The sequence below is a fragment of the Streptacidiphilus melanogenes genome (genome assembly GCF_000787835.1).
Taxonomy (GTDB): Bacteria; Actinomycetota; Actinomycetes; order Streptomycetales; family Streptomycetaceae; genus Streptacidiphilus; species Streptacidiphilus melanogenes.
The window spans coordinates 21,320-43,050 of record NZ_BBPP01000035.1 but is presented as its reverse complement, the minus strand read 5'-3'; the positions used below and the strand labels follow the sequence as shown (position 1 = coordinate 43,050).

Sequence of the window (21,731 nt, the reverse complement as noted above, 5' to 3'; positions counted from 1 at the left end):
CGCGAAGGCGAGGTTGCTGCCGCGATGCAGGCGGGCGCGCCCCGGCAGTCGCCGTCACCGGCGCCGAAGCTCGCAGCGACCCGGCCCCGGAAGCGCGGCTCCGCCCCGCCGTTCAGCGGTTCCGCGGCGCTGCGATGCGCGCGCGGGGTGCCGCCGCCCCGGTCAGCCCTTCGGCGGTGCCGCCGTTCGTGCGGGAGCGCCGCCGCGGGGACCGCCGTCGTCGGGACCGAAGCCCGAACTCGGGCTCGCACCGGACCCCGGCACCGGATCCTGGTCGCGGCCCTTGCCGTGCTCGCCCTCCTGCGGTCGCATCTGCAACCGCGACAGCCCGATCGCGCCGAGCGCGACGAGCAGCACGCCGATGATCTCCGGGACCAGCCACCATCCCGTCCGGACGGTCTCGTTGTAGAGCGTCACGCCCAGCGAGAGGCTGACCAGCGCGTCACCGAGGGTCAGCGCCGGCTGCGAGGCGACCAGCGGGCCGGCCTGCATGGCGTTCTCCAGCAGGAACAGTGCGCACACGCCGACGGCGGCGAAGCCGTAGGTCTGCCAGGAGGTGAAGAACGCCGCCACGCCCTGGTGGTCGAGGGTGTCGGTCGCCGACTTCATCAGCGCCGCGGTCAGCGCGTAGCCGATCGCCGCCGCGAGGCCGAGGCAGACGGCGCGGGCGCCGCCGACGCCGCGGCGCAGCGCGGCGAGGCAGAGCAGCACCATCGCTCCGCCGCAGCTGGCCAGCGCGAGCACCCACAGGCCGACGCCGGGTTGGAGCGATCCTCCGCTCGGTGCCGCCGCGCCGAGTGCGAGACCGAGGCCCCCGACGAGGCAGGCCACCCAGATCCAGGCCAACGTCGGCATCCGGCGGTGGAAGACCATGCCGCCGATCATCAGCGCGGCCGGGAGCTCCAGAACGAAGATCGGCTGGACGACCGCCAGCGGACCGGTGGCGAGCGCCAGGCCCTGGAAGGCGGCGGCGAAGACGACGCCGAGTATCCCGAAGAGCCACACGGGCGTGCGCAGCAGATCCCACATCAGCCCGATGCGGAAGCCCTGCGAGCGCGGCACGATCAGCGCCGCCCGCCGCTGCAGCACGGTGCCCATGGCGTTGCTGATCGCGGCGCACACCGCGAACACCACCGACAGCACCGCCGTCACAGACACGTCGCTCCCACGGTTCCGCCCCCGCCACCGGCTGGACGCCGGCCGAACCGATTGATCGGCTCCTGTGGGCATGCTACCCAGCGGAAGGCCGGAACTTCCGCTGCAAAAAACGTCTCCGCTGTTGTCAGGCGCGCTGCTTGGGGCCCGCGTTCGCGGAGCCGCTGGCCGTGGAGCCGTTGGCTGCGCGGCGTCGGACAGCCTCCGGGCCCGCGGCCCGGACCGCGTCCTCAGCGGTGTCCTCGCTCCGGACGTCCTCCGCCGACTCGGCGGTCTCCGCGACAGCGCCGGTCTCGGCGTCCTCGTCAACCGGTGCGGTCGGCGCGCCCGGCTCGGCCGGGTTCTCCCCGTCGACCGCCGGAGGCTCGATCCGGGAGGCCCCGATGGGGTTGTCCGGGGCGGGCTTGTTCCGGGTCACGTAGAGGTAGACCACACCGGCCACGAAGAGCAGCAGCGACGTCCAGTCGTTGAGGCGCAGGCCGAGGAAGCGGTTGGCGTGGTCGCTGCGCAGCGCCTCGATCCAGAAGCGGCCGAGGGTGTAGCCGGAGACGTAGAGGGCGAACAGGCGCCCGTTGTGCATGCTCCAGCGGCGGTCCGCGTAGAGCAGCACGAAGACCAGCATCAGGTCCCACAGCGACTCGTACAGGAAGGTCGGCTGGAAGACGCCGTGGACGACGCTGCCGTCCGCGTTGATCTTGTTGATCTCCAGGCCCCAGGGCAGCTTGGTCGGGTTGCCGTAGAGCTCCTGGTTGAACCAGTTGCCCCAGCGGCCGATCGCCTGAGCCAGGATCAGGCCGGGTGCCAACGCGTCGGCGAAGCCGGAAAGCGGGATGCCCTTGCGGCGGCAGCCGATCCACGCGCCGACGGCGCCGAGCGCGACCGCGCCCCAGATGCCGAGGCCGCCGTCCCAGATGTAGAGGGCCCGGATGGGCTGCTCACCGGCCTTGAAGTACAGCTCCGGGTCGGTGATCACGTGGTAGAGCCGGCCGCCGACGATCCCGAAGGGGACGGCCCACAGAGCGACGTCGAAGACGTCCTCGGGGTTGCCGCCGAGCTTGATCCACCGCTTGCGGGTCAGCCAGAGGGCGGCCGCGATCCCGGCCAGGATGCACAGCGCGTACGCGCGGATCGGCACCGGACCCAGGTGCCAGACGCCCTGCGACGGGCTGGGGATGTACGCGAGTTCCATCGGGGCCGCTTCCCTCGAGAGACCGGGCGGGCGACCGCGCCCGAAACGCACGGGGCCCGCAATGCTGCGGGCCCCACCCTACATGCGCACTGTCTGCGGATCGGTGCTGCGCGACCAGTCGTTTTCGCGTTCCGTCGCCGTTCCGCGACTTCCGGTGTGCTACTCGACGACGAGCTGGACGTCGATGTTGCCGCGGGTCGCGTTGGAGTACGGGCACACCTGGTGCGCGCGCTCGACCAGGCCGTGGCCGGTCTCGTTCTGCAGCGCGTCCGGCAGCTCGACCCGCAGGACGACGGCGAGGCCGTAGCCGCCTTCGCCGTTGGCGCCCAGGCTCACCTCGGCGGTCACCGAGGTCTCGCTGGTGTCGATCTTGGCACCGCGGCCGACGACGCCCAGCGCGCTCGCGAAGCAGGCGGCGTAGCCGGCGGCGAAGAGCTGCTCGGGGTTGGTGCCGGCGCCGCTGCCACCGAGCGCGGCAGGCGGCGCGAGGGTGACGTCGAGGAGGCCGTCCGAGCTGACAGCGCGGCCCTCGCGGCCGTTGGCGGTGGCGACGGCGGTGTACAGAGCGTTCATGAGTGCGATGCCTCGTCTCGTTCGTTCCGTTGGTCGTGAACTCCGACAAGCAATATAAGAGCACACAATTCAGTTGCGCACAACTCAGTAGTAGACTTGTCGGCATGACCGCCACCTCGCAGCCGACCGACGCCGAGAACCTGCTCCGCCTGGAGCACCAGGTCTGCTTCGCCCTGCACAACGCGAGCCGCGCGTTCGGCGCGATCTACCGCGACGCCCTGAAGGACCTGGGGCTCACCTACCCCCAGTACCTGGCGATGCTGGCGCTGTGGGAGCACGGCGAGCTCAGCGTCAAGCGCCTCGGCGAACTGCTCCGCCTCGACTCGGGCACGCTGTCGCCGCTGCTGAAACGACTGGAGGCTGCGGGCCTGGTCAAGCGGGAGCGCAGCGCGCAGGACGAGCGCTCGGTCCTGGTCAGCGCGACCGCGAGCGGCGCGGCGCTGCGCGAGCAGGCCACGGAGGTGCCGCTGGAGGTCGCCCGCCGGACCGGATTCGACGTCGCCGAGATGCGGGAACTGCGCGGCCTGCTGGGCCGCCTGACGGACCGGCTGGACGCGGCGGGGGTCGCACAGGAATGTTGATCGCGGGGGCGGCCCGTGCCATGACACACTGTCATCGCACCTCACACCCGATGGAGGCACTCATGGCGGACCAAGCCGCGTCCCCCGAAGGCGAGCCCGGCCAGCCGGCCGACGCCGAACACAGCGGCCCCGAGGACGACCTCAAGCGCAAGTTCCGCGAGGCGCTGGCCCGCCGCCGCGGTCCCCAGTCCGAAGGCGCCTCCGGCAGAGGGACGGACCCGTCCAAGATCCACGGCACCCACGGCAAGTCCGGCGGCCAACGCAGCTTCCGCCGCAAGAGCGGCTGACAAGCCAGGCGGTCCGCTCCCCCAGCCAGTTGCACCACCAGGGGCGCGGGGAACTGCGCGAGAACCCACCGGCGTGCGGATGGCCCTGCTCATTGAGGACCATCCGCTCACCGGACGGGGGTACCTCCCGGCCGAAGGCCGGGGATTTTCGCGCCGTTCCCCGCGCCCCTGAGTCGTGCAACGGCCTGCGGGTGCTCTACGAGTCGAAGTCGAGGGCGACTCGTTCCGTGACCGGTTCCGACTGGCAGGTGAGGACGTAGCCGGCGGAGAGTTCCGAGTCCTCGAGGGCGAAGTTGCGGCGCATGCGGACCTCGCCGTCGCAGACGAGGGCGCGGCAGGTGCCGCAGACGCCGCCCTTGCAGGCGAAGGGGAGGTCCGGGCGGGCGCGCTGCGCCGCGTCGAGGACGGTGGTGCCGCTCAGCGGCATGGTGAGGGTGGTGACGCGGCCGTCGAGCGTCAGCTCGACCTCCGCGCTGGGGCCGTCGACGGACGCGTCCGCGTGCGTCACGGGCGTCGGCGGCTCCTCGTCCTCGGCGTAGAAGAGCTCGCGGTGCACCCGCTCCGCGGGGACCCCGAACGAGGTCAGCACCGAGCGCGCGTCCTCCGTCATGCCCAGCGGGCCGCAGAGCCACCAGTGGTCCACGCCGGGCACGTCGACCAGCCCGCTCAGCACCGCGCGCAGATGCTCCGCATCCAGGCGGCAGCTCAGCAGCTCGCTCTCGCGCGGCTCGCGGGAGAGCACGTGGACGAGGTGGAAGCGGTCGGGGTAACGGTCCTTCAGGTCCGCCAGCTCGTCGACGAACATGACGGAGTCGCTGCGGCGGTTGCCGTACAGCAGGGTCACCCGCGCCTTGGGGTCGGCCAGGGCCGTCGCCGCGATGGACAGCAGCGGCGTGATGCCCGAGCCCGCGCCGATCAGCGCGTGGTGCGCGGGGGCGGAGAGGTCGGGGACGAAGGTGCCGAGCGGCGGGAGGGTCTCCACGACGTCGCCGGGCCGCAGGTCGCGGACCAGCCAGGAGGAGAAGAGGCCGTCGGGGACCTCACGGACGCCGATCCGCAGCGGGCCGCCCTCGGGCGCGCACAGCGAGTACGAGCGGCGCTCGTCGCGGCCGTCGACCAGACGGCGCAGCGTGAGGGACTGGCCGGCCCGGAAGGCGTAGCGCTCCGCGAGCTCGTCCGGGACGGCGAAGGTGATCGCCGCGGCGTCGTCGCACAGCGGCTCGACGGAGGCCACCGTCAGCGGATGGAAGCTGGTGCGCAGCACTAGATCTCCTTGACCTGCTCGAAGGGTTCGCGGCAGGCACGACAGCGGCGCAGCGCCTTGCAGGCGGTGGCGCCGAAGCGGCTCGTCTCCTCGGTGTCGGCGGAGCCGCAGTGCGGGCAGTGGACGACGGCGGACCTGGTCGGGCCGAGCGTCAGCGGGACGGGGCCCGCGGCGCGCTTCGGCGCGGCGCCGGGCGGGGCGATACCGGCCTCGACGAGCCTGCGACGGCCCTCGGCGGTGATGTCGTCCGTGCTCCAGGCGGGGCTCAGCTGCGTCTCGACGTGCACCTGCCCCTCGCCGAAGCCCGCCTCGCGCAGCGCCGCGGCGACGTCGGCGCGCATCTCGGCCAGGGCCGGGCAGCCGGTGTAGGTGGGGGTGAGCACCGCCGTGACGCCGTCCTCGCCCACCCGAACCTCGCGCAGCACGCCGAGGTCGGCGAGGGTCAGCATGGGCAGCTCGGGGTCGCGCACGGCCGCCGCCGCAGCGCGCGCCGCGCCCAGCCGCGGGTCGAGGGCGGTCACGGCGCTCACCACGTCGCCTCCGGGTCCGCGCGGGCGACGCTCTGCAGCTCCGCGAGCAGCTCGGCGAGGTGCTCGGTGTGCTGGCCGTCGCGGCCGCGTCCCATCGAGACGGGCGTCTCGGCGGGAGCCTCCAGCCGGGCGGCGTCCAGCACCTGGGCGAGCACGGCCTCGACCTCGTCGCGCGTCTCCGGGGCCGCCGCGTACAGCTCGGCCCGGTAGGGCCACAGCTCGGCGAGCGCCTCGCGCATCCGGCGGGCCGACTCCTCGGTGCCGTCACCGAGGCGGATCGCCCACTGCGCGGCGTGGTCGCGGTGGTAGGTCAGCTCGCTGACGCCCTTGCGGGCGACGGCGGCGAGGACCGGGTCGGGGTGCTCGGCCAGCCGGGTCAGCTGCGCGAGCCGCCAGCTGGACAGCAGCAGCAGCTTGACCATGCTGTGCGCGAAGTCGCCGTTGGGGAGCTCGGCGAGGATGACGTTGCGGAACTCCGCCGGGTCGCGGAAGTAGGCGAGCGCGTCCTCGTCGCGGCCGGCGCCCTCCGCCTGCCCGGCGCGGGCGTAGAGCAGGCGGGCCTGGCCGAGCAGGTCGAGGCCGATGTTGGCGAGCGCCACCTCCTCCTCCAACTCCGGTGCCAGCGTGATCCACTGGGCCAGTCGCTGGGCCGCGACGAGCGCGTCGTCGGCGAGCGCGAGGCAGAACGCGGCGTGCGCCCCGGCCTCGACGTCCTCGGGCAGGGTCGTGTCGACGCCGTGCAGCGGGTCCTCGAAGCCGGTCCCGAAGGCCCAACGCGCGTCGTCGCCGTGCCCCTCGGCGAGCGAGAGGTAGACGTGGTCGTCGTCGCTGCTCATGGAAGTTCCGGCTCCTACTAGATGTGCGGGACGTCGTCGGGGATGGCGTAGAAGGTCGGGTGGCGATAGACCTTGTCGCCGCTCGGGGAGAAGAACGGGTCCTTCTCGTCCGGCGTGGAGGCGGTGATCGCGTCGGAGCGGACCACCCAGATGCTGACGCCCTCGTTGCGGCGGGTGTACAGGTCGCGGGCGTTGGTCAGGGCCATCCGCTCGTCGGCCGCGTGCAGCGAGCCGACGTGCACGTGGTTGAGGCCGCGCTTGCCGCGCACGAACACCTCGTACAGGGGCCAACCCGCGCTGCCGCGCGGCGCTTCGGTGCTCATGCCGCCGTTCCTTCCTTTTCAGGACGTGCGTGGTTCTTGGCCGCGTGTGCCGCGGCGGCCTCGCGGACCCAGGCGCCGTCCTCGTGGGCCTTGGTGCGCCGCTCCATCCGCTGCGCGTTGCACGGACCGTCGCCCTTGATGACCCGCATCAGCTCGGCGAAGTCAGGGGTGCCGAAGTCGTGGCGGCCGCGCTCCTCGTTCCAGCGCAGCTCCGGGTCGGGCAGCGTGACGCCCAGACGCTCGGCCTGAGGGACGGTCATGTCGACGAAGCGCTGCCGCAGTTCGTCGTTGCTGTGGCGCTTGATCTTCCAGGCCATGGACTGCGCGCTGTTGGGCGAGTCGTCGTCCGGCGGGCCGAACATCATCAGCGACGGCCACCACCAGCGGTCCACGGCGTCCTGCACCTGGGCACGCTGGGCCTCGGTGCCGCGCATCATCGTCAGCAGCAGCTCGTAGCCCTGGCGCTGGTGGAAGGACTCCTCCTTGCAGATCCGCACCATCGCGCGGGCGTAGGGCCCGAAGCTGGAGCGGCACAGCGGCACCTGGTTGCAGATGGCGGCGCCGTCGACGAACCACCCGATGACGCCGACGTCGGCGAAGCTCAGGGTCGGGTAGTTGAAGATCGAGGAGTACTTCTGCCGCCCGGCGAGCAGCCGCTCGGTCAGCTCGGTTCGGTCGATGCCGAGGGTCTCGGCGGCGGAGTAGAGGTAGAGACCGTGGCCGGCCTCGTCCTGCACCTTGGCGAAGAGGATCGCCTTACGGCGCAGGGAGGGGGCTTTGGTGATCCACTCCCCCTCCGGCTGCATGCCGATGATCTCGGAGTGCGCGTGCTGGGCGATCTGCCGCACCAGCGTGGCGCGGTAGCCCTCGGGCATCCAGTCGCGCGGCTCGATGCGCTGGTCGTGCGCGATCGTCGCGTCGAAATGCGCGGAGAGCTCGGGCAGTGCGGTCGCGCTGTCCGACCCGCCCGCGCCGTCGGTAACGGTCATGGCAGCCACCCCTCCGGGTCCGTGGTGCCTTCAGGCTACCGAACGGTCGGTCGGGTACACAAGAGCCGAAGCCCCGCCCCACCCGGCGGGGTCGCTGGGGGCTTAGGCTCCGCGCGCCGTCGCCGACCGGCGCCGGAGCACCGCGGCGACGTCGTCCACCAGGCGCGGGCAGTCCTCCAGATCCAGCCCGGAGACGGTGAGTCGCAGGCCGGGGCCGGTCTGCAGGCGATACCGCGCCCCCGGAGACACGGCCCACCCGCGCTGCAGCAGACCGGCGACCGCCGACGTCTCGTCCGCGACGGGGATCCAGACGTAGAGTCCGCTGCGGCCGTGCGCAGCGATGCCGTGGCGGGCCAGGCCCGAGAGCAGAGCCTCACGCCGGGCACGGTAGGAGGCGGCGGTCGGGGCCGGGTCGAACGCCTCCCACAGCGCGGCGGCGGTGCGCTGGAGCAGGTGACTGACCCAGCCCGCACCGAGCCGCTGGCGTCCGCGGACGCGGTCGACCGTCTCCCGGTCCCCGGCGAAGACGGCGACCCGCAGGTCCGGGCCGAGGGACTTCGCGACCGACCGCACCACGGCCCAGTGCCGCACGACGGACCCCTCGCGCCCCGGCTCGACGCACAGCGCGGGGTACGGCTGGTCGACGATCCCGTGCCCGTGGTCGTCCTCGACCAGCAGCACGTCCGGGTGTTCCGCGAGCACCGCTCGCAACTGCGACGCCCGCTCCGCGCCGACCACCGCCCCGGTCGGGTTCTGGGCGCGCACGGTGACCACGACCGCGCGGACGCCGGCCGCCAGCGCCGCGCGCAGGCCGTCCACCGTGGGGCCCTCGTCGTCGACCGGCATCGGCTGGAGCCTGAGCCCGAGGGCCGGCAGCAGGTCGAAGAGGCTGCCCCAGCCGGGGTCCTCCACCGCCACCGCGTCGCCCGGCCGCAACCACGCCTGGAAGATCCGCTCCTGCGCGTCCAGCGCGCCCGAGGCGACGCCGACGGCGTCGACGGGCACCCCGTCTTCCGCGAGGGACCGGCGCGCGACGGCGAGCAGTCCCGGATCGAGCTCCGGCCCGCCGTACCGTCCCGCCGCCGGATCCGGGCCGCGACCCGCGGCGGCGAGGGCGGGCGCGGGATCGGGCAGCAGCCGGGCGTCGGGGTTGCCGTCGGCGAGGTCGCGCACGCCCTCGGGGACCTCCAGGGCCGCGTAGTCGCGCGGCGTGAGCGCGGGACGCGGCAGCACGCGACTGCCACGACGTCCCGCCGTCTCGATGACGCCGCGTTCGCGCAGCATGCGGTAGGCGGCCGCGACGGTGTTCGGGTTCACGCCGAGCTCGACGGCGAGATCGCGCAGCGGCGGCAGCGCGGCGCCCGGCGTGAGTGCGCCGTCGGCCACCAGCGTCTCGATCTCCGCCGCGATGTCATTGGCACGCCGTGCCGTGATCCGATAATCTCCTAGCACAAAGGAAATTATGCACTAGTTCAAACTCGCGCACCACTCCTCACCGCCCAGCCACTCCGCACCGCCAGGGAGAGCCGCCATGCTGATCCATCCGTGGGACCTCGCCGACGAGTCCGCCTGGCGGCCGTGGCTGGCGGCCCGCGACTTCGGCACCCTGGCCGCGAACGGCGTGGACGGCGGCCCTCCCCTCCTGGTCCCCACCCACTTCCTGTACACGCAGGAGGGCGGCGACCAGGTCGTCCTCCACCTCGCCCGGCCGAACCCCTTCTGGGAGGCGCTCGACGCCGACCCGCGGCTGACCCTCGCCGTCACCGACGACTACGCGTTCGTCCCCGGGACCTGGCGGGCCGCCCCCGAGACCGACCCCGACCATGGCGTGCCGACCAGCTACTACACCTCGGTGCACCTGCTCGGCACCGGGACGGTGATCGACGACCCGGCTGAGAAGGCGGCGCTGATGAGCCGTCAGTACGCCCGCTTCCAGCCCCGGTCGGCGGCGGGCCCGATCGTGCCCGGCGAGCCGCCCTTCGGCCGGATGCTCTCCTCCATCCGGTTCCTGCGCCTGGACGTCGAGGAGGTGCGCGCGAAGGCCAAGTACGACGACCACAAGGACGACGCCCTCGTCGCCCGCGTCCGGGAGGGCCTGCGCGACCGCGCCCTCCCCCAGGACGCCGCCGTCGCGGCGCGCCTGGAACGCGAGGGGCGCGACTGAGCTCCCGTCCGGCCCGGCCGCACGGGGGGAGCGGCTGGGCCGGCCGGGTGATTGTCGTACCGGGGCGGGCTCCGCCTGCCCCGGATCTCCATCCCTGCTCCCTAGGCTGCCCAGACGGACCATCACCGCGCCGCGCACCTCGGGAGCCCCCCACTGTCCAACACGCGACCGACCTCGACCGCCGCCGCCGAAGGCCATCTCGGGCACGTCGTCTTCATCGCCGCGGCAGCCGCCATGGGCGGGTTCCTCTTCGGCTACGACAGCGCCGTCATCAACGGCGCGGTGACCGGCATCCAACACCACTTCGGCGTCGGCAACGGCGAGACCTCGCTGGTGGTCTCGGCAGCGCTGCTCGGCTCGGCGGCCGGCGCCGTCAGCGCCGGGTGGCTGGCCGACCACCTCGGTCGCATCAGGGTGATGCAGCTGGCGGCCGTCCTGTTCTTCGCGAGCGGGCTCGGCACCATGTTCCCGCCGGACATCGTGGCCCTCGGCGCCTGGCGCGTGGTCGGCGGCATCGCCATCGGCATCGCGTCCGTGGTCGCCCCCGCCTACATCGCCGAGGTCGCGCCGCCGGCCGTGCGCGGGCGGCTGGCCTCGTTCCAGCAGGCGGCGATCGTGCTGGGCATCTTCATCTCACAGCTCGTCAACTACGCGCTGAACCAGGCGGCCGGCGGCAACCCCAACGACCATCTGGCCGGCATCCAGGCATGGCAGTGGATGCTCGGCGCGGAGACTATCCCGGCCCTCATCTACGGCCTGCTGTCGCTCGCCATCCCGGAGTCCCCGCGCTACCTGATCGCCTCCGGCGACCTGCCGCGCGCCAAGAAGGTGCTGACCGACGTCGAGGCGCCCGGCGTCGACATCGACGCCCGGATCAACGAGATCCAGCACGTCATGGCGACCGAGCACAAACCACGGCTGAAGGACCTGCTGGGCGGCCGCTTCGGGCTCCAGACGATCGTCTGGATCGGCATCGGCGCCTCGGTGTTCCAGCAGTTCGTCGGCATCAACGTGATCTTCTACTACTCGTCGCTGCTGTGGCAGTCGGTCGGCATCAACGCGAGCAACTCGCTGCTGATCTCGGTGTCCACCTCACTGGTCAACATCGTGGGCACGGTGATCGCCGTGGTCCTGGTCGACCGCGTCGGACGCCGCCCGCTCGCGCTGGTCGGCTCGGCCGGCATGGCGGTGACGCTGGGCATGGCCGCCTGGGCCTTCTCCTACCGCGTCGGCACGGGCACGTCCGCGTACCTGGCCGACACACAGGCGACGGTCGCGCTGGTCGCCGCGCACCTCTACGTGCTCTGCTTCGCCTTCTCCTGGGGCGTGGTGGTCTGGGTCCTGCTGGGCGAGATGTTCCCCAACAAGATCCGCGCACTGGCCCTCTCGGTGGCCGCGTCCGCGCAGTGGCTCGCCAACTGGCTCGTCACGGTGAGCTTCCCGACCATGGCGGACTGGAACCTGTCGGCGACGTACGTGATCTACGCCTGCTTCGCGCTGCTGTCGATCCCGTTCGTCTACTTCTGCATCCGCGAGACCAAGGGCAAGGCCCTGGAGGAGATGGGCTGAGGCCGGTTCAGGTGATGATCTCCCCGAAGCGGCGGGAGATGTCCTTGAGCCGGGCCACCTCCACGTCGTGGCACTCGTGCTCACAGCCGTGCAGCTTGCCGCCGATCACGCGGACTCCGACCGCGCAGGTGTGCGACTCGCCCGGCTCCACTCCCTTGCAACCGGGCGCGAGGTACTTCTCAGGTGGCGTCCACAGGCCGCCGTACGGTTTGCCCGGGTCCGGAGTCGTCTGCGCCATGTCCCAAGTGTGCGTCAAATCGCCTGCGCGGAAAGGGCGAACGCAGAAGATCACCGCCCGGTGGCGGGATCGATCTAGGGTGTGCTGTCATGACCGACGACGCACACCGCAGCAAGGAAATCGAACACCACGACACCCCCGAGGACGAGGAGCCGCTGCGGCGGCGCATCTACCTCACCAACCTCGTCGCCGGGTCGAACTGGCTGCTGCTCAACACCGACCGCACGACAATGGCCGCGAACGGTCCGGCGCTGCGTGCCCTCGCCGGCGTCGTCGAAGCCCTGCACGAAATCGGCTGGCACCTCAACGAGCCGGACACCGACCGCCTGGCCGTGGCCCGGCGCCACCTCGACGCGGCCCAGCGCGAACTCCGGCAGGCCCTCGGCGAAACCCCCGCCGACACGGTCGACCAGGCCCCGGCTCAGGGCTGAGTCGGGGCCTCTGTGGCAGCGCGCTCCGCCGCCGCCGCGGAGAGCAGGAGGTCCAGGGCCGCGGGGTAGGCGCTCGCGTTCATGCGTTCGGCGAGGAGCCGGGACGTGGCGGCGATGTTGGGGTGGGTCTCGGCCGGCAGCCGGGCGTAGGTCGCGTCCCAGACCGCCTCGTCCGCCTCGCGGGCGTCCGCCGGGAGGGCCAGGGAGGCCGCGTCCAGGGCCGCGAAGGCGAGGGCCTGGTCGACGAAGACGTGGTAGATCCGGACCGCCGCGGGGTCCGCGAAGCCGGCCCGGCGCAGGACGCCGAGGATGGCCTCGTCGGCGGCGATCTCGTGAGCGCGGCCGCTGACGCGGCTCGCCGCGAGGACGGCCGCCTGGGGGTGGGCGAGGTAGGCCGCGTGGATCCGCAGGCCCAGGTCGCGCAGGTCGGCGCGCCATTCGCCGCCCGGGGTCCAGCCCGTCATGGCGCGCTGCATCAGCGCGTCCGCGATCGCGCGGGTGAGTTCGTCGAGGCCCGCGAAGTAGCGGTAGAGCGCACTGGCGTCCGCACCCAGCGCGAGGCCGAGGCGGCGCGCCGTGAAGCCCTGGGCGCCGTGCTCGCGCAGCATCCGCAGCGCGGTGTCCACGATCAGGTCGTGGGTCAGCACCGTTCCCTGCTTGGTGGGGCGGCGCCTGCGCCGCTCTTCCTCGGGGACCGCGTTCTTCGCCATGCCGCCAGCCTAGCCAAAGCCGCCGCCCTTACGCCAACGCGGTTGACGTTTGTCGGCGCGGCGGCGTTTCATCAGGTCAGCGGCCGCTCAACCGCCCTGTTCCCTGCACGCCCGAACCACCGAGGAGTCCCTCATGCGTGTGCTGCTCGTCGGCGCCGGAGGCGTCGGCACCGCGATCACGCGGATCGCCGCCCGCCGTCCCTTCCTCCGCCACATGGTCGTCGCCGACTACGACCTCGCCCGCGCCGAGGCGGCGGTCGCCGCTCTCGGCCCCGACCAGGCGGAGCGCTTCAGTGCCGCTCGCGTCGACGCGAGCGACCAGGAGGCCGTCGCCGCGCTGCTGCGCGCCGAGCGCTGCGAGGTGCTGCTCAACGCGACCGACCCGCGCTTCGTGATGCCGCTGTTCGAGGCGGCGCTCGCCGCCGACGCGCACTACCTCGACATGGCGATGTCCCTGTCCCGCCCGCACCCGGACCAGCCCCACGCGCTCACCGGCGTCAAGCTGGGCGACGAGCAGTTCGCCCGCGCCGAGGCGTGGGAGAAGGCCGGCCGGCTCGCCCTGGTCGGCATCGGCGTGGAGCCGGGCCTGTCCGACGTCTTCGCCCGCTACGCCGCCGACGAGCTCTTCGACGAGATCGAGGAGATCGGCATCCGCGACGGCGCCAACCTGACCGTCGACGGCTACGAGTTCGCGCCCTCGTTCAGCATCTGGACCACCATCGAGGAGTGCCTGAACCCGCCCGTGGTCTACGAGGCGGACCGGGGCTGGTTCACCACGCCGCCGTTCAGCGAGCCGGAGGTCTTCGACTTCCCCGAGGGCATCGGCCCGGTGGAGTGCGTCAACGTCGAGCACGAGGAGGTGCTGCTGGTCCCGCGCTGGGTGGAGGCGAAGCGGGTCACCTTCAAGTACGGGCTCGGCGAGGACTTCATCGCCAAGCTCAAGACGCTGCACGCCCTGGGCCTGGACCGCACCGAGCCCCTCGCCGTCCGCTCCTCGCAGGGAACGGTCGAGATCTCCCCGCGCGACGTGGTCGCCGCGGCGCTGCCGGACCCGGCGACGCTCGGCGAGCTCATGCACGGCAAGACCTGCGCCGGCACCTGGGTCAAGGGCACCAAGGACGGCGCCCCGCGCGAGGTGTACCTCTACCACGTGGTCGACAACCAGTGGTCGATGCGCGAGTACGGCTCGCAGGCGGTGGTCTGGCAGACGGCGATCAACCCGGTCGTCGCCCTGGAGCTGCTGGCGGCCGGCGTCTGGTCGGGGCAGGGTGTGCTCGGCCCGGAGGCGTTCCCGCCCCGCCCGTTCCTGGACCTGCTGAACGAGTACGGCTCCCCGTGGGGCCTGCGCGAGCAGTGAGCCACTGACGCGGCGGTCGCCGCGAACGGTTCGGGCGGGCCCTCAGAAGCGGGGCTCGCCCGCCCACCAGTTGCCCGGCGCGGCCGGGTCGGTGCTGGTCCAGAACTCCACGATGGCGGCGACGAACTCGTCGGTGTCCAGGCTTCCGTCGCCGTCGCGGTCCAGCTTCGCGAAGGCCTCGCCCGCCTGCTCGCGGGTGAAGCCGGCGAAGTGGCCGCGCTGGAAGAGGAAGTACTCCTCGGGGTCGACCCGGCCGTCGCCGTTCTCGTCGGCGATGGCCAGGAAGGCGAAGGCAAGCCCGCCGAGCAGCACCCGCGCGGCGTCCGGCTGGTCGGCCAGCATTCCGGTCGAGCCGACGAACTGCGCGCGTGTGATGGCGTCCACGCCGTCGGGCAGGTGCGGCGCGTGGAGGTCGCGCCAGATCGCGAGGTAGGCGTCGACGATCCGGGCCTCCTCCGCCCCACCGGCCGGATGCCCGAGGGAGGCCGCCACGGAGCGGCCCATGATCCGGTGGTCCGCCTCGGTGAGACACCCGTCCCCGTCGGCGTCGAGGTGGTCGAAGCCCCAGCCGATCTTGGCGTCGAGGAAGTCCTGGCTCACGCTGCGTCCTTCGCTGTCGGTCCGTCAGCTGCCTTTGCCTGAAGACGGTGAGGCTTTGTCTGAACACGGACAGGGTAGCGGACGCGCGTCGGCCGCCACCCGGATTTCAGACGGATCGGGTCAGGCGAACCGCGTCACTCCCCCGGCCACTGCCCGGGATGATCGAACCAGGAGACCAGCTCGCTGTCGTACGGATCCTCGCCCGGATAGTCCTCCTCCATCCGTTCCTCGAACTCACGCCGCGACATCGGGACGTGATGCGCTCCGTAGAAGGAGATCAGCCGGTACTGGTGGTCGTCCGCATACGGTCCGACCTGCACCGGAGGCTCTGTTTCGCTCATGAGCACAGGGTGCGTCGCACCTGGTCGCACCGCCACCCGAGTGGCGGGGGCCTCCCGCCCGTCGCAAGGTGGGAGGACCGCACATCCGGGAGGAGTGTTTCCACCATGAGCGTTCTCGACAAGGTCAAAGGCATGCTCAAGGGCCACGAGAGCCAGGCCTCGAAGGGCGTGGACAAAGCCGGCGACCTGATCGACGACAAGACCGGCGGCAAGTACGCCAGCCAGGTCGACAAGGCCCAGGACCAGGCCAAGGAGCAACTCGGCGTCGACGACCAGACGCCCCCGGCGGACGGCGGCCAGCCAACCTGACGGCCACGGCGGAGCCCCGCCGCCTCGCGGTCCTACGACCCGAGGCGGCGGGGCTCCGTCGTTCCCCGGCCGGCCTTCCGACGGCGCCGGCCCGCGGCTGTTGCTCGCCTACGAGTGACCCGTCACCAGCTGCCCTACCAGTTGCCCGCGCGTTCCGCGCCCTGCGTGGAGCAGCGCTGGACCACCGCCGAGGGGTCGATCCCCGCACCCCGCAGGATCTCCGCCGCCCGGGAGTCCGCGACCGTGGCCAGCTCGCGCAGCAGATCGAGCACCGACCCGCCGGTGCCTCGCGCCGCGCGCCCGAGCGCGCCCGCGGCGGTCGCGCTCCAGGCCAGCCCCGCCGAACGCTCGCGCTCGCGGTCGGCGACCCCCTCGCCGACGCGCCACAGCCGCCCGAAGCCGATGCTGCGCTGGACCAGATATCCCATGAGCCGCGTCGCCTGCATCGGCAGCGGCGCCGCAACGCCCAGCGTGGAGTCGTCGGTCTCCAGCAGCGCGTGCAGCAGGTGGCCGGTGTCGACCTCCGGGTCCCCCGCGCGCAGCGCTCGCCGTCGGGCGCGCGCCGCCACCACGGCGAGCGTGCCGACGAGGGCGGGTTCCTCCCGGTGCGCGAACGCCGAGGTCACGGCGGCGCGGAGGGGTTCTGGACGCAACAGGTCTCCACCACGAGGTCGAGCGGAAGGACGACACGGCCCGGCGAGGGGCCTCGAACGGCCGGAACGGGCCGTTGCAGCAGTTGGTGCGCAGCTCAGGTCGGATCCAGCGATCGGGCGGGATCCGGGGCGTGGTCCGATGAGGGGCCGCCCGGGAAGTCTGCTGCGCAGGGTGACCATTCGTCAACCCACAGATACGATCTTCCCATCGCCAGGCCAGGCGGACGCGCCACCCGCGCGCCACCCCGCGCCACCCCGGACGGCTGACCAGGGTCGACGCTCGGGGCGTGTGGGGCGCGTGCCACGGGGCGCGCAGGAGTGTCCGCAGGCGTGCGCTCCCCGTCGGCAATCCCGTCCGGCTGCAACCTCCTCGGCCTCCGGGCCGTCGAACATGTCACGGAGTCATCACCCGTTCCGCGCACCACGGACGAGCCACCGATCCCAGCACTCCGAAGCGACCCAGGAGCCGTCAGCTGACCTCCGCACCCCCGCCTGCCAAGCCGCTGCTCTACCTCGACGTGGACGGCGTGCTGAACCCCGTCTGTCCACGGCCGGGCAGCGGTTACACGCGGCATCGGCTGCTGCGCAGCGAGGTGCTGCTGAGTTCGGCGCACGGCGGATGGCTGCGGGAGCTGTCCGAGGTCTACGAACTGGCGTGGGCGAGCACCTGGGAGGCGTGGGCCAACCGGTGCATCGCGCCGCTGCTCGGGCTCCCCGACCTGCCGTGGGTCGCCTGCGGGGGCGTCAACTCCGGTGCACCGGAAGGGGATTTCGCGCCGATCATGCGGCACGCGGCGGGACGGCCGTTCGCCTGGGTGGACGACCTGATCCCGCCGCGCCTGCTGCGCCGCTACGCGGACCGCAGCGATGTGCTGTTGTTGCCGGTCGAGCCGGGGCAGGGCCTGCGCCGTCGCCACGTGGACCGGCTGCTGTCACGGCCACCGCGGGCCGCGCGCGTCAGCTCCGGTCCTCCGGGGCCGCGTCCGTCGGAGTCGGCTCCGAGTCCGCGTCGGCCAGGATGAGGTAGAGCCGCTTGCGCGTGTCCGCGAGGACGGCCAGCGCCTTGGCCCGCTGCTCGGGCGTGCCGGTCATCACGACCTGGCGCAGGGCGTCCTTGACCGCGCCGCCGGCCCGGCCGAACTCCCGGATGGTCTCCCAGTGTTCGCCCTGTCCGGCCTCCTCCCAGGGAGCCTCCGGCCCCTGCTCGGCCTCGGCGCGGCCGGCCTCGGTGAGCGAGAACAGCTTCTTGCCGCCGCTCTCCTCACTGGTGATCAGGCCCTCCTCGTCGAGCATCTGCAGCGTGGGGTAGACCGAACCGGGGCTCGGCCGCCAGCTGCCGCCGGAGCGCTCCGCGATCTCGCGGATCATCTCGTAGCCGTGCATCGGGCGCTCCTTGAGCAGCGCGAGCAGCGACGCGCGAACATCCCCGCGCCGCGCCCGGCCACCGGGGCCTCGCCCGCGGCCGCCGCGGCCCTTGTGCCCCCAGGGCCCGAACCCGGGCCCGAACGGCCCCGGTCCTCCCGGCCCCCCGAACCCGGGCGGGCCGAACTCGCCGAACGCGGGCCGACCAGGGGTCCTTCCGTTGTTGTTCCTCGGATCGAAGTGGTGTCGGGTTCGCATGATCGAACTCCTTCGTGAGACATGGATGAAACGTACATCGCCGACAGTCTTGCGACTATCTCGATGCATCAACGATATATCGGTAACTGTCGTCGAGCAAGACCGTTCGGCAACGGAACATGGCATTCCCTCGACCATCACGTAGCGCCACCTGTTACACGCGCTCGGCAACCGACAGCCCCCGGCGCCGCGTGCTTGCCTGTGCGGGCAGCGCACCGGTGTCCGCTCCGTTCCGCGCGAAAGGCACCGCCGTGGCTGTCACCCGTACGTTCGTCTCCGGCGCGGCTCTGCTGGCCGTCACCTGCACGGCACTGGCCGGCTGCACCGGCGGCGCCCACAGCTCCGCCGACGCGGCCACCGGACCGGCAGGGCAGGCGACGCACAGCCCTGCCGCCGCACCCACCGCGTCACCGACCGTGACCATGGCATCGCCGTCGCCCGGCAGGCCGAGCGTCGCCGCGCCTGCGGTCGCCAAAGGTCCTGCGCCCTGCGGGAACGGCGATCTGCTGACCAGCTGGGGATACGGAGGTATGGGCCAGCCGCTCCAGGCGTCAGCGGTGGTCTTCAAGGACGTCGGCGGGCACGCGTGCACCCTGCGGGGCTATCCGGGCGTGGCGATCGCGGACAGCGGGACGGTGATCGACGCGACCCGTGTGCTGAACGGCTTCAGAGGTGACCAGCCGCCGCTGAGCAGCCCGCCGCTGGTCACCCTGCACCCCGGTGGGACCGCCTACGCCGTGGTCGAGTGGCGCCTGAACGAGGGCCACGGCTGCTACCCGGCGGGCACCGGGGTCTTCGAGGTCACCGCGCCGGGCACCACGAACACGGTCCTCCTGAGCCGGCCCCGGATGGGCCGCCAGGGCATCTGCTCAAGCCTCGAGATCAACCCGGTGACCTCCGGCGACTTCGGCAGCCTCCCCTCCGCGCACTGACGACGGTCAGCTCCGCGCCCCGCCGTGGCGTGGGCGGGGCCTGGACGAGTCGTCAGGAACGGGCGGGGGCGGACGCGAGTGAGGGCCCGACGGGTCCGCCGCAGGAGGCGCGGACGACGAGCTCCGGGCGGAGCAGCCGGGACTCGGCCCTACCGCCGGAGATGGTGCGCAGCAGCTCGCGGACGGCGACGCGGCCCTGCTCCGCCATCGGCGAGCGGACCGTGGTCAGGGCGACCGGCAGCTCCGCGGCGACCGGGGTGTCGTTGTAGCCGACCAGGGCCAGGTCCTCGCCCAGACGCAGGCCGAGGTCGCGGGCCGCGCCCATCGCGCCGATGGCGGCGAGGTCGTTGACGGCGAAGAGAGCGGTGGGCCGCGGGCCGGGCCCGCCGAGCAGGGCGGTCGCGGCCTCGCGGCCGCCCGCGGTGTCGAACCGGCAGGGGCGGACGCGGTGGGCGGGCAGGGGCAGACCGGCCTCGCGGTAGCGGTCCGCGAAGCCGCGTGCCCGGTCCGCGCCGGTGCTGGCGAAGGACTCGCCGGCCACGACGGCCACGTCGCGGTGGCCGAGCGCGAGCAGCCGCTCGGCGGCGAGCCGGCCGCCGAGCAGGTCGTCGCAGGTGACGGCCGGGTGCTCGGCGCCGGCGTGGCGGTTGACCAGGACGTACGGGGTGCCGCGCAGCATCGGGTGGTCCAGCGCGGCGCCGTCGAGATGCGCGTCGCCGATGACCACGCCGTCGACCCGGCGTCCGAGCACCATCGCGATGCGCTGCCGCTGGGTGTCCGGGTCGTCGCGGGTGTTGGTGACGAAGACGGACAGGCCGTGCTCCGCGGCCTCCTCCTCGATGCCCTCGTAGATGGTGGCCACCACGATCTCGGACAGGCGCGGGAAGAGCACCCCGAGGAGGTTGCTGCGGCGGGTCCGCAGACTGGCGGCGTAAGGGTCGGGACGGTAGCCGAGCCGGTCGGCCAACTCGCGGATGCGCTGCGCCGTCTGCGGGGCCGCGGCCCGGGCGCCCGCCCCGGTGGAGCCGTTCAGCACGCGGGAGACGGTCGAGACGTGCAGGCCGAGCTCCCGGGCGAGGTCCTGGAGCGTCACCGGACCCGTGCCACCGGTGTCACCGCGTTCGTCCGCCATGCCTGCCGCCGTCCCCTCGCCGTCGCCGACCTGAACCGCCACCCCGGTCCGACCGCCGCCCATTCTCCCCGAACCCCGCGGACGAACATGACGACGAGAAACATGCCAGGGAAAACATGACAGCACTTATATAAGCGCTGTTACAATCCCCGCATGACGACTCCCCACCCCGCCTCACCGCTCCCCGACGACCCGAGCGAGCAGAGTCTGTGGCGCCCCCTGCGACTGCTCCAGGCCGAAATGGACGCCGACATCGGCCGCCTCTACGAGGACCACCGGATCGAGGGCCTCAAGCCCAGCTTCGTCATGGAACTGCTGCGCCTGCACGCCCGCGGGCCGATGACCATCACCGAGCTCGCGGAGTCCGTCCAGCGGACCCACTCCGCGCTCAGCCAGAAGGTCGCCGCGATGCGCGCGGCCGGGTGGGTCGAGACCGTGCCCGGCGACGACGCACGGAGCAAGAAGGTCGCGCTGACCGAGCAGGGCCGCGCCGTCGTCGGCCGGCTGGCCGCCGAGTGGCGGGCCACCGAGGCGGCCCTGGCGGAGCTGGAGGCGGAGATCCCCTACCCGCTCTCCCGCGTGGTCGCGGATCTCCAGGAGGCGCTGGCGCGCCGCAGCTTCCACGACCGCATCGCGGCGAAGCTCGCCGAGGACCCGGCATGGGGATGAGCCTCGCGCTGCTGGACACCGGGCCGATACGGTCCTCGCCGCGGTTCCGGCGGCTCTGGCTCGGACAGGCGTTCTCCGCCCTGGGCGGGCAGATGACGCTCATCGCCGTGATGGCCCAGGTATGGCAGCAGACCGGCAGCACGGCGTGGACCGGTGCGGTCGGTCTGGCGCAGGCACTGCCGCTGGTCGCCCTCGGGATGTTCACGGGGTCGCTCGTCGATCGGGTGGAGCGCCGCCGCTTCTACCTGCTGACCACCGCCGCGCAGGCGGTCTGCTCGTTCCTGCTCGCGGCGCAGGGAGGGCTGGGCACCTTCCCCACAGCCGGCGTGCTGGGGTTGGTCGCGGTGCAGTCCTGCTTCAGCGCCGGCAGCGGTCCCGCCTCGCGGACGTTCCTGCCGGTGCTGCTGCCGCCCGGGGAGCTCGCGGCCGGGCTGGCGCTGAAGCGGATCGCCGGGCAGGCCGCGATGCTGCTGGGACCGGCGCTCGGCGGCCTGGTCGTCGGCGGCTTCGGGGTCGGCGCCTGCTACCTCGTCGACGCGCTCACCTTCGCGGCCTCCCTCTACGGCGCCTTCGGCCTGCCGCTGCTGCCGCCCGGCGAGACGCCCGCGCGGCCTGGGCTGCGCGGCGTGGCGGACGGGCTGGCGTTCCTGGTCCGCACGCCGGTGGTCCGCGGCGCGCTGCTGACGGACCTGGCGGCGACCCTGCTGTCGTTCCCGATCAGCCTGTTCCCCCTGGTGAACGCCGAACGGTTCGGCGGCGCCCCGCGCACCCTCGGCCTCTTCCTGACCGCGATCGCGGTGGGCGGCGTCGGCGCGTCCGCGCTCTCCGGGACGTTCACGCGCCTGCCGCGGCCCGGGGTGGTGATGCCGGCGGGCTCGGCGGCCTGGGGCGGCGCGCTGATCCTCTTCGGCACCGTCCCCGGGGCCTGGGCGGGCCTCGGCTGCCTGGTGCTGGCCGGAGCGGCGGACACCGTCTCGGTGGTGTCGCGCAGCACGATCATCCAGCTGCACACGCCGCCCGGGCTGCTCGGGCGGGTCTCGGCCGCCGAGCAGTTGGTCGGTCAGGCCGGTCCGGAGCTGGGCAACCTCCGCGGTGGCCTGCTCGCCGAGGCGACGTCGGGGACGTTCTCCCTCGTCAGCGGCGGCCTGCTCTGCGTCGCCGCGGTCGCCGCGGTGGCCGTCGCCACCCCGGCCCTGCGCGGAGCCTCCAGCGCCTCCGTCGCTGCGGAGGCCTGACGCGGGGCCTGACACCGAAAGGCGCACCGGCTGCGCTCGATAGG

27 protein-coding genes are annotated in these 21,731 nt (G+C 72.9%); 11 read left to right on the top strand and 16 right to left on the bottom strand.

From position 1 onward, the window contains the following. Nucleotides 1–162: 162 nt before the first annotated feature. The 3 genes from TR49_RS29075 to TR49_RS29065 all read right to left on the bottom strand — a co-directional run bounded on the left by TR49_RS29075 (nt 163) and on the right by TR49_RS29065 (nt 2,917). Nucleotides 163–1,152, bottom strand: a complete 990-nt coding sequence (locus TR49_RS29075; protein WP_063770202.1) for a DMT family transporter — start codon at nt 1,150–1,152, stop codon at nt 163–165. Between the two features lie 130 nt (nt 1,153–1,282). Next, the gene (lgt, locus tag TR49_RS29070; RefSeq protein WP_063770201.1) at nt 1,283–2,344 is read right to left on the bottom strand and encodes a prolipoprotein diacylglyceryl transferase; all 1,062 of its coding nucleotides are present in this window, start codon (nt 2,342–2,344) and stop codon (nt 1,283–1,285) included. A gap of 159 nt (nt 2,345–2,503) precedes the next feature. Beyond that, nucleotides 2,504–2,917, bottom strand: coding sequence for an organic hydroperoxide resistance protein (locus tag TR49_RS29065; protein ID WP_042386922.1), 414 nt, complete (start codon nt 2,915–2,917; stop codon nt 2,504–2,506). Between the two features lie 104 nt (nt 2,918–3,021). Here TR49_RS29065 and TR49_RS29060 point away from each other — a divergent pair, with 104 nt between their 5' ends. Continuing rightward, nucleotides 3,022–3,498: a MarR family winged helix-turn-helix transcriptional regulator gene (locus TR49_RS29060; RefSeq protein WP_042386921.1), complete on the top strand. Its 477-nt coding sequence runs from the start codon at nt 3,022–3,024 to the stop codon at nt 3,496–3,498. Between the two features lie 62 nt (nt 3,499–3,560). After that, on the top strand, nt 3,561–3,785 hold the full coding sequence (locus tag TR49_RS29055; protein WP_042386920.1) for a DUF5302 domain-containing protein: 225 nt from the start codon (nt 3,561–3,563) through the stop codon (nt 3,783–3,785). 196 nt (nt 3,786–3,981) lie between these two features. On the opposite strand, the gene paaE is transcribed toward TR49_RS29055, so the two are convergent. From paaE to TR49_RS29025, 6 genes are all read right to left on the bottom strand, one after another. Continuing rightward, nucleotides 3,982–5,049: a 1,2-phenylacetyl-CoA epoxidase subunit PaaE gene (gene paaE, locus TR49_RS29050; protein ID WP_084725570.1), complete on the bottom strand. Its 1,068-nt coding sequence runs from the start codon at nt 5,047–5,049 to the stop codon at nt 3,982–3,984. Beyond that, nucleotides 5,049–5,579, bottom strand: coding sequence for a 1,2-phenylacetyl-CoA epoxidase subunit PaaD (gene paaD / locus TR49_RS29045; RefSeq protein WP_152627510.1), 531 nt, complete (start codon nt 5,577–5,579; stop codon nt 5,049–5,051). Before paaD ends, paaE begins: the two co-directional genes overlap by 1 nt. Continuing rightward, nucleotides 5,576–6,415 carry a 1,2-phenylacetyl-CoA epoxidase subunit PaaC gene (gene paaC / locus TR49_RS29040; protein ID WP_042386918.1) on the bottom strand — a complete coding sequence of 280 codons (840 nt, stop codon included), beginning with the start codon at nt 6,413–6,415 and terminating at the stop codon, nt 5,576–5,578. Before paaC ends, paaD begins: the two co-directional genes overlap by 4 nt. 17 nt (nt 6,416–6,432) lie before the next feature. Continuing rightward, on the bottom strand, nt 6,433–6,738 hold the full coding sequence (gene paaB, locus TR49_RS29035; protein ID WP_042386917.1) for a 1,2-phenylacetyl-CoA epoxidase subunit PaaB: 306 nt from the start codon (nt 6,736–6,738) through the stop codon (nt 6,433–6,435). Then, the gene (gene paaA, locus TR49_RS29030) at nt 6,735–7,727 is read right to left on the bottom strand and encodes a 1,2-phenylacetyl-CoA epoxidase subunit PaaA (protein WP_042386916.1); all 993 of its coding nucleotides are present in this window, start codon (nt 7,725–7,727) and stop codon (nt 6,735–6,737) included. Before paaA ends, paaB begins: the two co-directional genes overlap by 4 nt. Before the next feature lie 102 nt (nt 7,728–7,829). Then, a complete protein-coding gene (locus TR49_RS29025; RefSeq protein ID WP_042386914.1) occupies nt 7,830–9,179 on the bottom strand; it encodes an aminotransferase class I/II-fold pyridoxal phosphate-dependent enzyme in 1,350 nt (449 codons plus the stop codon). 79 nt (nt 9,180–9,258) lie between these two features. Here TR49_RS29025 and TR49_RS29020 point away from each other — a divergent pair, with 79 nt between their 5' ends. After that, nucleotides 9,259–9,891 carry an FMN-binding negative transcriptional regulator gene (locus TR49_RS29020; protein WP_042386913.1) on the top strand — a complete coding sequence of 211 codons (633 nt, stop codon included), beginning with the start codon at nt 9,259–9,261 and terminating at the stop codon, nt 9,889–9,891. A 153-nt stretch (nt 9,892–10,044) separates the two neighbouring features. Beyond that, a complete protein-coding gene (locus TR49_RS29015; protein WP_042386911.1) occupies nt 10,045–11,460 on the top strand; it encodes a sugar porter family MFS transporter in 1,416 nt (471 codons plus the stop codon). 7 nt (nt 11,461–11,467) lie between these two features. Here TR49_RS29015 and TR49_RS43145 read toward each other — a convergent pair whose 3' ends face one another. Next, nucleotides 11,468–11,698 carry a hypothetical protein gene (locus tag TR49_RS43145; protein WP_152627508.1) on the bottom strand — a complete coding sequence of 77 codons (231 nt, stop codon included), beginning with the start codon at nt 11,696–11,698 and terminating at the stop codon, nt 11,468–11,470. 89 nt (nt 11,699–11,787) lie between these two features. On the opposite strand from TR49_RS43145, the gene TR49_RS29010 reads away from it, so the two are divergent. After that, nucleotides 11,788–12,129 (top strand): hypothetical protein, encoded by a 342-nt coding sequence (locus TR49_RS29010; RefSeq protein ID WP_042386909.1) that lies wholly within the window; start codon nt 11,788–11,790, stop codon nt 12,127–12,129. Here the strand turns inward: TR49_RS29010 and TR49_RS29005 are convergent. Continuing rightward, on the bottom strand, nt 12,120–12,839 hold the full coding sequence (locus tag TR49_RS29005) for a TetR/AcrR family transcriptional regulator (RefSeq protein WP_042386908.1): 720 nt from the start codon (nt 12,837–12,839) through the stop codon (nt 12,120–12,122). The two genes, TR49_RS29010 and TR49_RS29005, sit on opposite strands and share 10 nt — an antisense overlap. A gap of 133 nt (nt 12,840–12,972) precedes the next feature. Between TR49_RS29005 and TR49_RS29000 the strand changes: the two genes are divergently transcribed. Continuing rightward, a complete protein-coding gene (locus tag TR49_RS29000; protein ID WP_042386906.1) occupies nt 12,973–14,196 on the top strand; it encodes a saccharopine dehydrogenase family protein in 1,224 nt (407 codons plus the stop codon). A gap of 42 nt (nt 14,197–14,238) precedes the next feature. Here TR49_RS29000 and TR49_RS28995 read toward each other — a convergent pair whose 3' ends face one another. Together TR49_RS28995 and TR49_RS28990 are read right to left on the bottom strand one after the other, a co-directional pair. After that, the gene (locus tag TR49_RS28995) at nt 14,239–14,796 is read right to left on the bottom strand and encodes an EF-hand domain-containing protein (protein WP_042386905.1); all 558 of its coding nucleotides are present in this window, start codon (nt 14,794–14,796) and stop codon (nt 14,239–14,241) included. A gap of 134 nt (nt 14,797–14,930) precedes the next feature. After that, nucleotides 14,931–15,137: a hypothetical protein gene (locus TR49_RS28990; protein ID WP_042386971.1), complete on the bottom strand. Its 207-nt coding sequence runs from the start codon at nt 15,135–15,137 to the stop codon at nt 14,931–14,933. Between the two features lie 105 nt (nt 15,138–15,242). Here TR49_RS28990 and TR49_RS28985 point away from each other — a divergent pair, with 105 nt between their 5' ends. After that, entirely contained in the window at nt 15,243–15,446 is a 204-nt protein-coding gene (locus TR49_RS28985; protein ID WP_042386903.1) for an antitoxin, read from the top strand. A gap of 134 nt (nt 15,447–15,580) precedes the next feature. Here the strand turns inward: TR49_RS28985 and TR49_RS28980 are convergent, their stop codons facing one another. Further along, nucleotides 15,581–16,099 carry a Clp protease N-terminal domain-containing protein gene (locus TR49_RS28980; RefSeq protein WP_160311652.1) on the bottom strand — a complete coding sequence of 173 codons (519 nt, stop codon included), beginning with the start codon at nt 16,097–16,099 and terminating at the stop codon, nt 15,581–15,583. Between the two features lie 518 nt (nt 16,100–16,617). Between TR49_RS28980 and TR49_RS28975 the strand changes: the two genes are divergently transcribed. Next, nucleotides 16,618–17,121, top strand: coding sequence for an HAD domain-containing protein (locus tag TR49_RS28975; RefSeq protein ID WP_063770200.1), 504 nt, complete (start codon nt 16,618–16,620; stop codon nt 17,119–17,121). On the opposite strand, the gene TR49_RS41820 is transcribed toward TR49_RS28975, so the two are convergent. Then, a complete protein-coding gene (locus TR49_RS41820; RefSeq protein ID WP_084725568.1) occupies nt 17,057–17,719 on the bottom strand; it encodes a PadR family transcriptional regulator in 663 nt (220 codons plus the stop codon). The two genes, TR49_RS28975 and TR49_RS41820, sit on opposite strands and share 65 nt — an antisense overlap. Nucleotides 17,720–17,970: 251 nt before the next feature. On the opposite strand from TR49_RS41820, the gene TR49_RS41815 reads away from it, so the two are divergent. Beyond that, entirely contained in the window at nt 17,971–18,651 is a 681-nt protein-coding gene (locus tag TR49_RS41815; protein WP_160311651.1) for a DUF4232 domain-containing protein, read from the top strand. A gap of 52 nt (nt 18,652–18,703) precedes the next feature. Here TR49_RS41815 and TR49_RS28955 read toward each other — a convergent pair whose 3' ends face one another. After that, a complete protein-coding gene (locus TR49_RS28955) occupies nt 18,704–19,825 on the bottom strand; it encodes a LacI family DNA-binding transcriptional regulator (RefSeq protein WP_236653574.1) in 1,122 nt (373 codons plus the stop codon). A gap of 111 nt (nt 19,826–19,936) precedes the next feature. Between TR49_RS28955 and TR49_RS28950 the strand changes: the two genes are divergently transcribed. Together TR49_RS28950 and TR49_RS28945 are read left to right on the top strand one after the other, a co-directional pair. Further along, a complete protein-coding gene (locus tag TR49_RS28950; RefSeq protein ID WP_042386896.1) occupies nt 19,937–20,452 on the top strand; it encodes a MarR family winged helix-turn-helix transcriptional regulator in 516 nt (171 codons plus the stop codon). Then, on the top strand, nt 20,443–21,687 hold the full coding sequence (locus TR49_RS28945) for an MFS transporter (protein ID WP_042386895.1): 1,245 nt from the start codon (nt 20,443–20,445) through the stop codon (nt 21,685–21,687). Before TR49_RS28950 ends, TR49_RS28945 begins: the two co-directional genes overlap by 10 nt. Nucleotides 21,688–21,731 lie beyond the last annotated feature (44 nt).

Excerpts from the sequence above, each read along its gene's own strand:
- TR49_RS29010 (WP_042386909.1), top strand. The coding sequence starts at position 11,788 with ATGACCGACGACGCACACCGCAGCAAGGAAATCGAACACCACGACACC.
- paaA (WP_042386916.1), bottom strand. The coding sequence starts at position 7,727 with ATGACCGTTACCGACGGCGCGGGCGGGTCGGACAGCGCGACCGCACTG.
- TR49_RS28950 (WP_042386896.1), top strand. The coding sequence starts at position 19,937 with ATGACGACTCCCCACCCCGCCTCACCGCTCCCCGACGACCCGAGCGAG.
- TR49_RS43145 (WP_152627508.1), bottom strand. The coding sequence starts at position 11,698 with ATGGCGCAGACGACTCCGGACCCGGGCAAACCGTACGGCGGCCTGTGG.
- paaC (WP_042386918.1), bottom strand. The coding sequence starts at position 6,415 with ATGAGCAGCGACGACGACCACGTCTACCTCTCGCTCGCCGAGGGGCAC.
- TR49_RS29065 (WP_042386922.1), bottom strand. The coding sequence starts at position 2,917 with ATGAACGCTCTGTACACCGCCGTCGCCACCGCCAACGGCCGCGAGGGC.
- TR49_RS29005 (WP_042386908.1), bottom strand. The coding sequence starts at position 12,839 with ATGGCGAAGAACGCGGTCCCCGAGGAAGAGCGGCGCAGGCGCCGCCCC.
- TR49_RS28985 (WP_042386903.1), top strand. The coding sequence starts at position 15,243 with ATGAGCGTTCTCGACAAGGTCAAAGGCATGCTCAAGGGCCACGAGAGC.
- TR49_RS29055 (WP_042386920.1), top strand. The coding sequence starts at position 3,561 with ATGGCGGACCAAGCCGCGTCCCCCGAAGGCGAGCCCGGCCAGCCGGCC.
- lgt (WP_063770201.1), bottom strand. The coding sequence starts at position 2,344 with ATGGAACTCGCGTACATCCCCAGCCCGTCGCAGGGCGTCTGGCACCTG.
- TR49_RS41820 (WP_084725568.1), bottom strand. The coding sequence starts at position 17,719 with ATGCGAACCCGACACCACTTCGATCCGAGGAACAACAACGGAAGGACC.
- TR49_RS29000 (WP_042386906.1), top strand. The coding sequence starts at position 12,973 with ATGCGTGTGCTGCTCGTCGGCGCCGGAGGCGTCGGCACCGCGATCACG.
- TR49_RS28945 (WP_042386895.1), top strand. The coding sequence starts at position 20,443 with ATGGGGATGAGCCTCGCGCTGCTGGACACCGGGCCGATACGGTCCTCG.
- TR49_RS28990 (WP_042386971.1), bottom strand. The coding sequence starts at position 15,137 with ATGAGCGAAACAGAGCCTCCGGTGCAGGTCGGACCGTATGCGGACGAC.
- TR49_RS29020 (WP_042386913.1), top strand. The coding sequence starts at position 9,259 with ATGCTGATCCATCCGTGGGACCTCGCCGACGAGTCCGCCTGGCGGCCG.
- paaB (WP_042386917.1), bottom strand. The coding sequence starts at position 6,738 with ATGAGCACCGAAGCGCCGCGCGGCAGCGCGGGTTGGCCCCTGTACGAG.
- TR49_RS29060 (WP_042386921.1), top strand. The coding sequence starts at position 3,022 with ATGACCGCCACCTCGCAGCCGACCGACGCCGAGAACCTGCTCCGCCTG.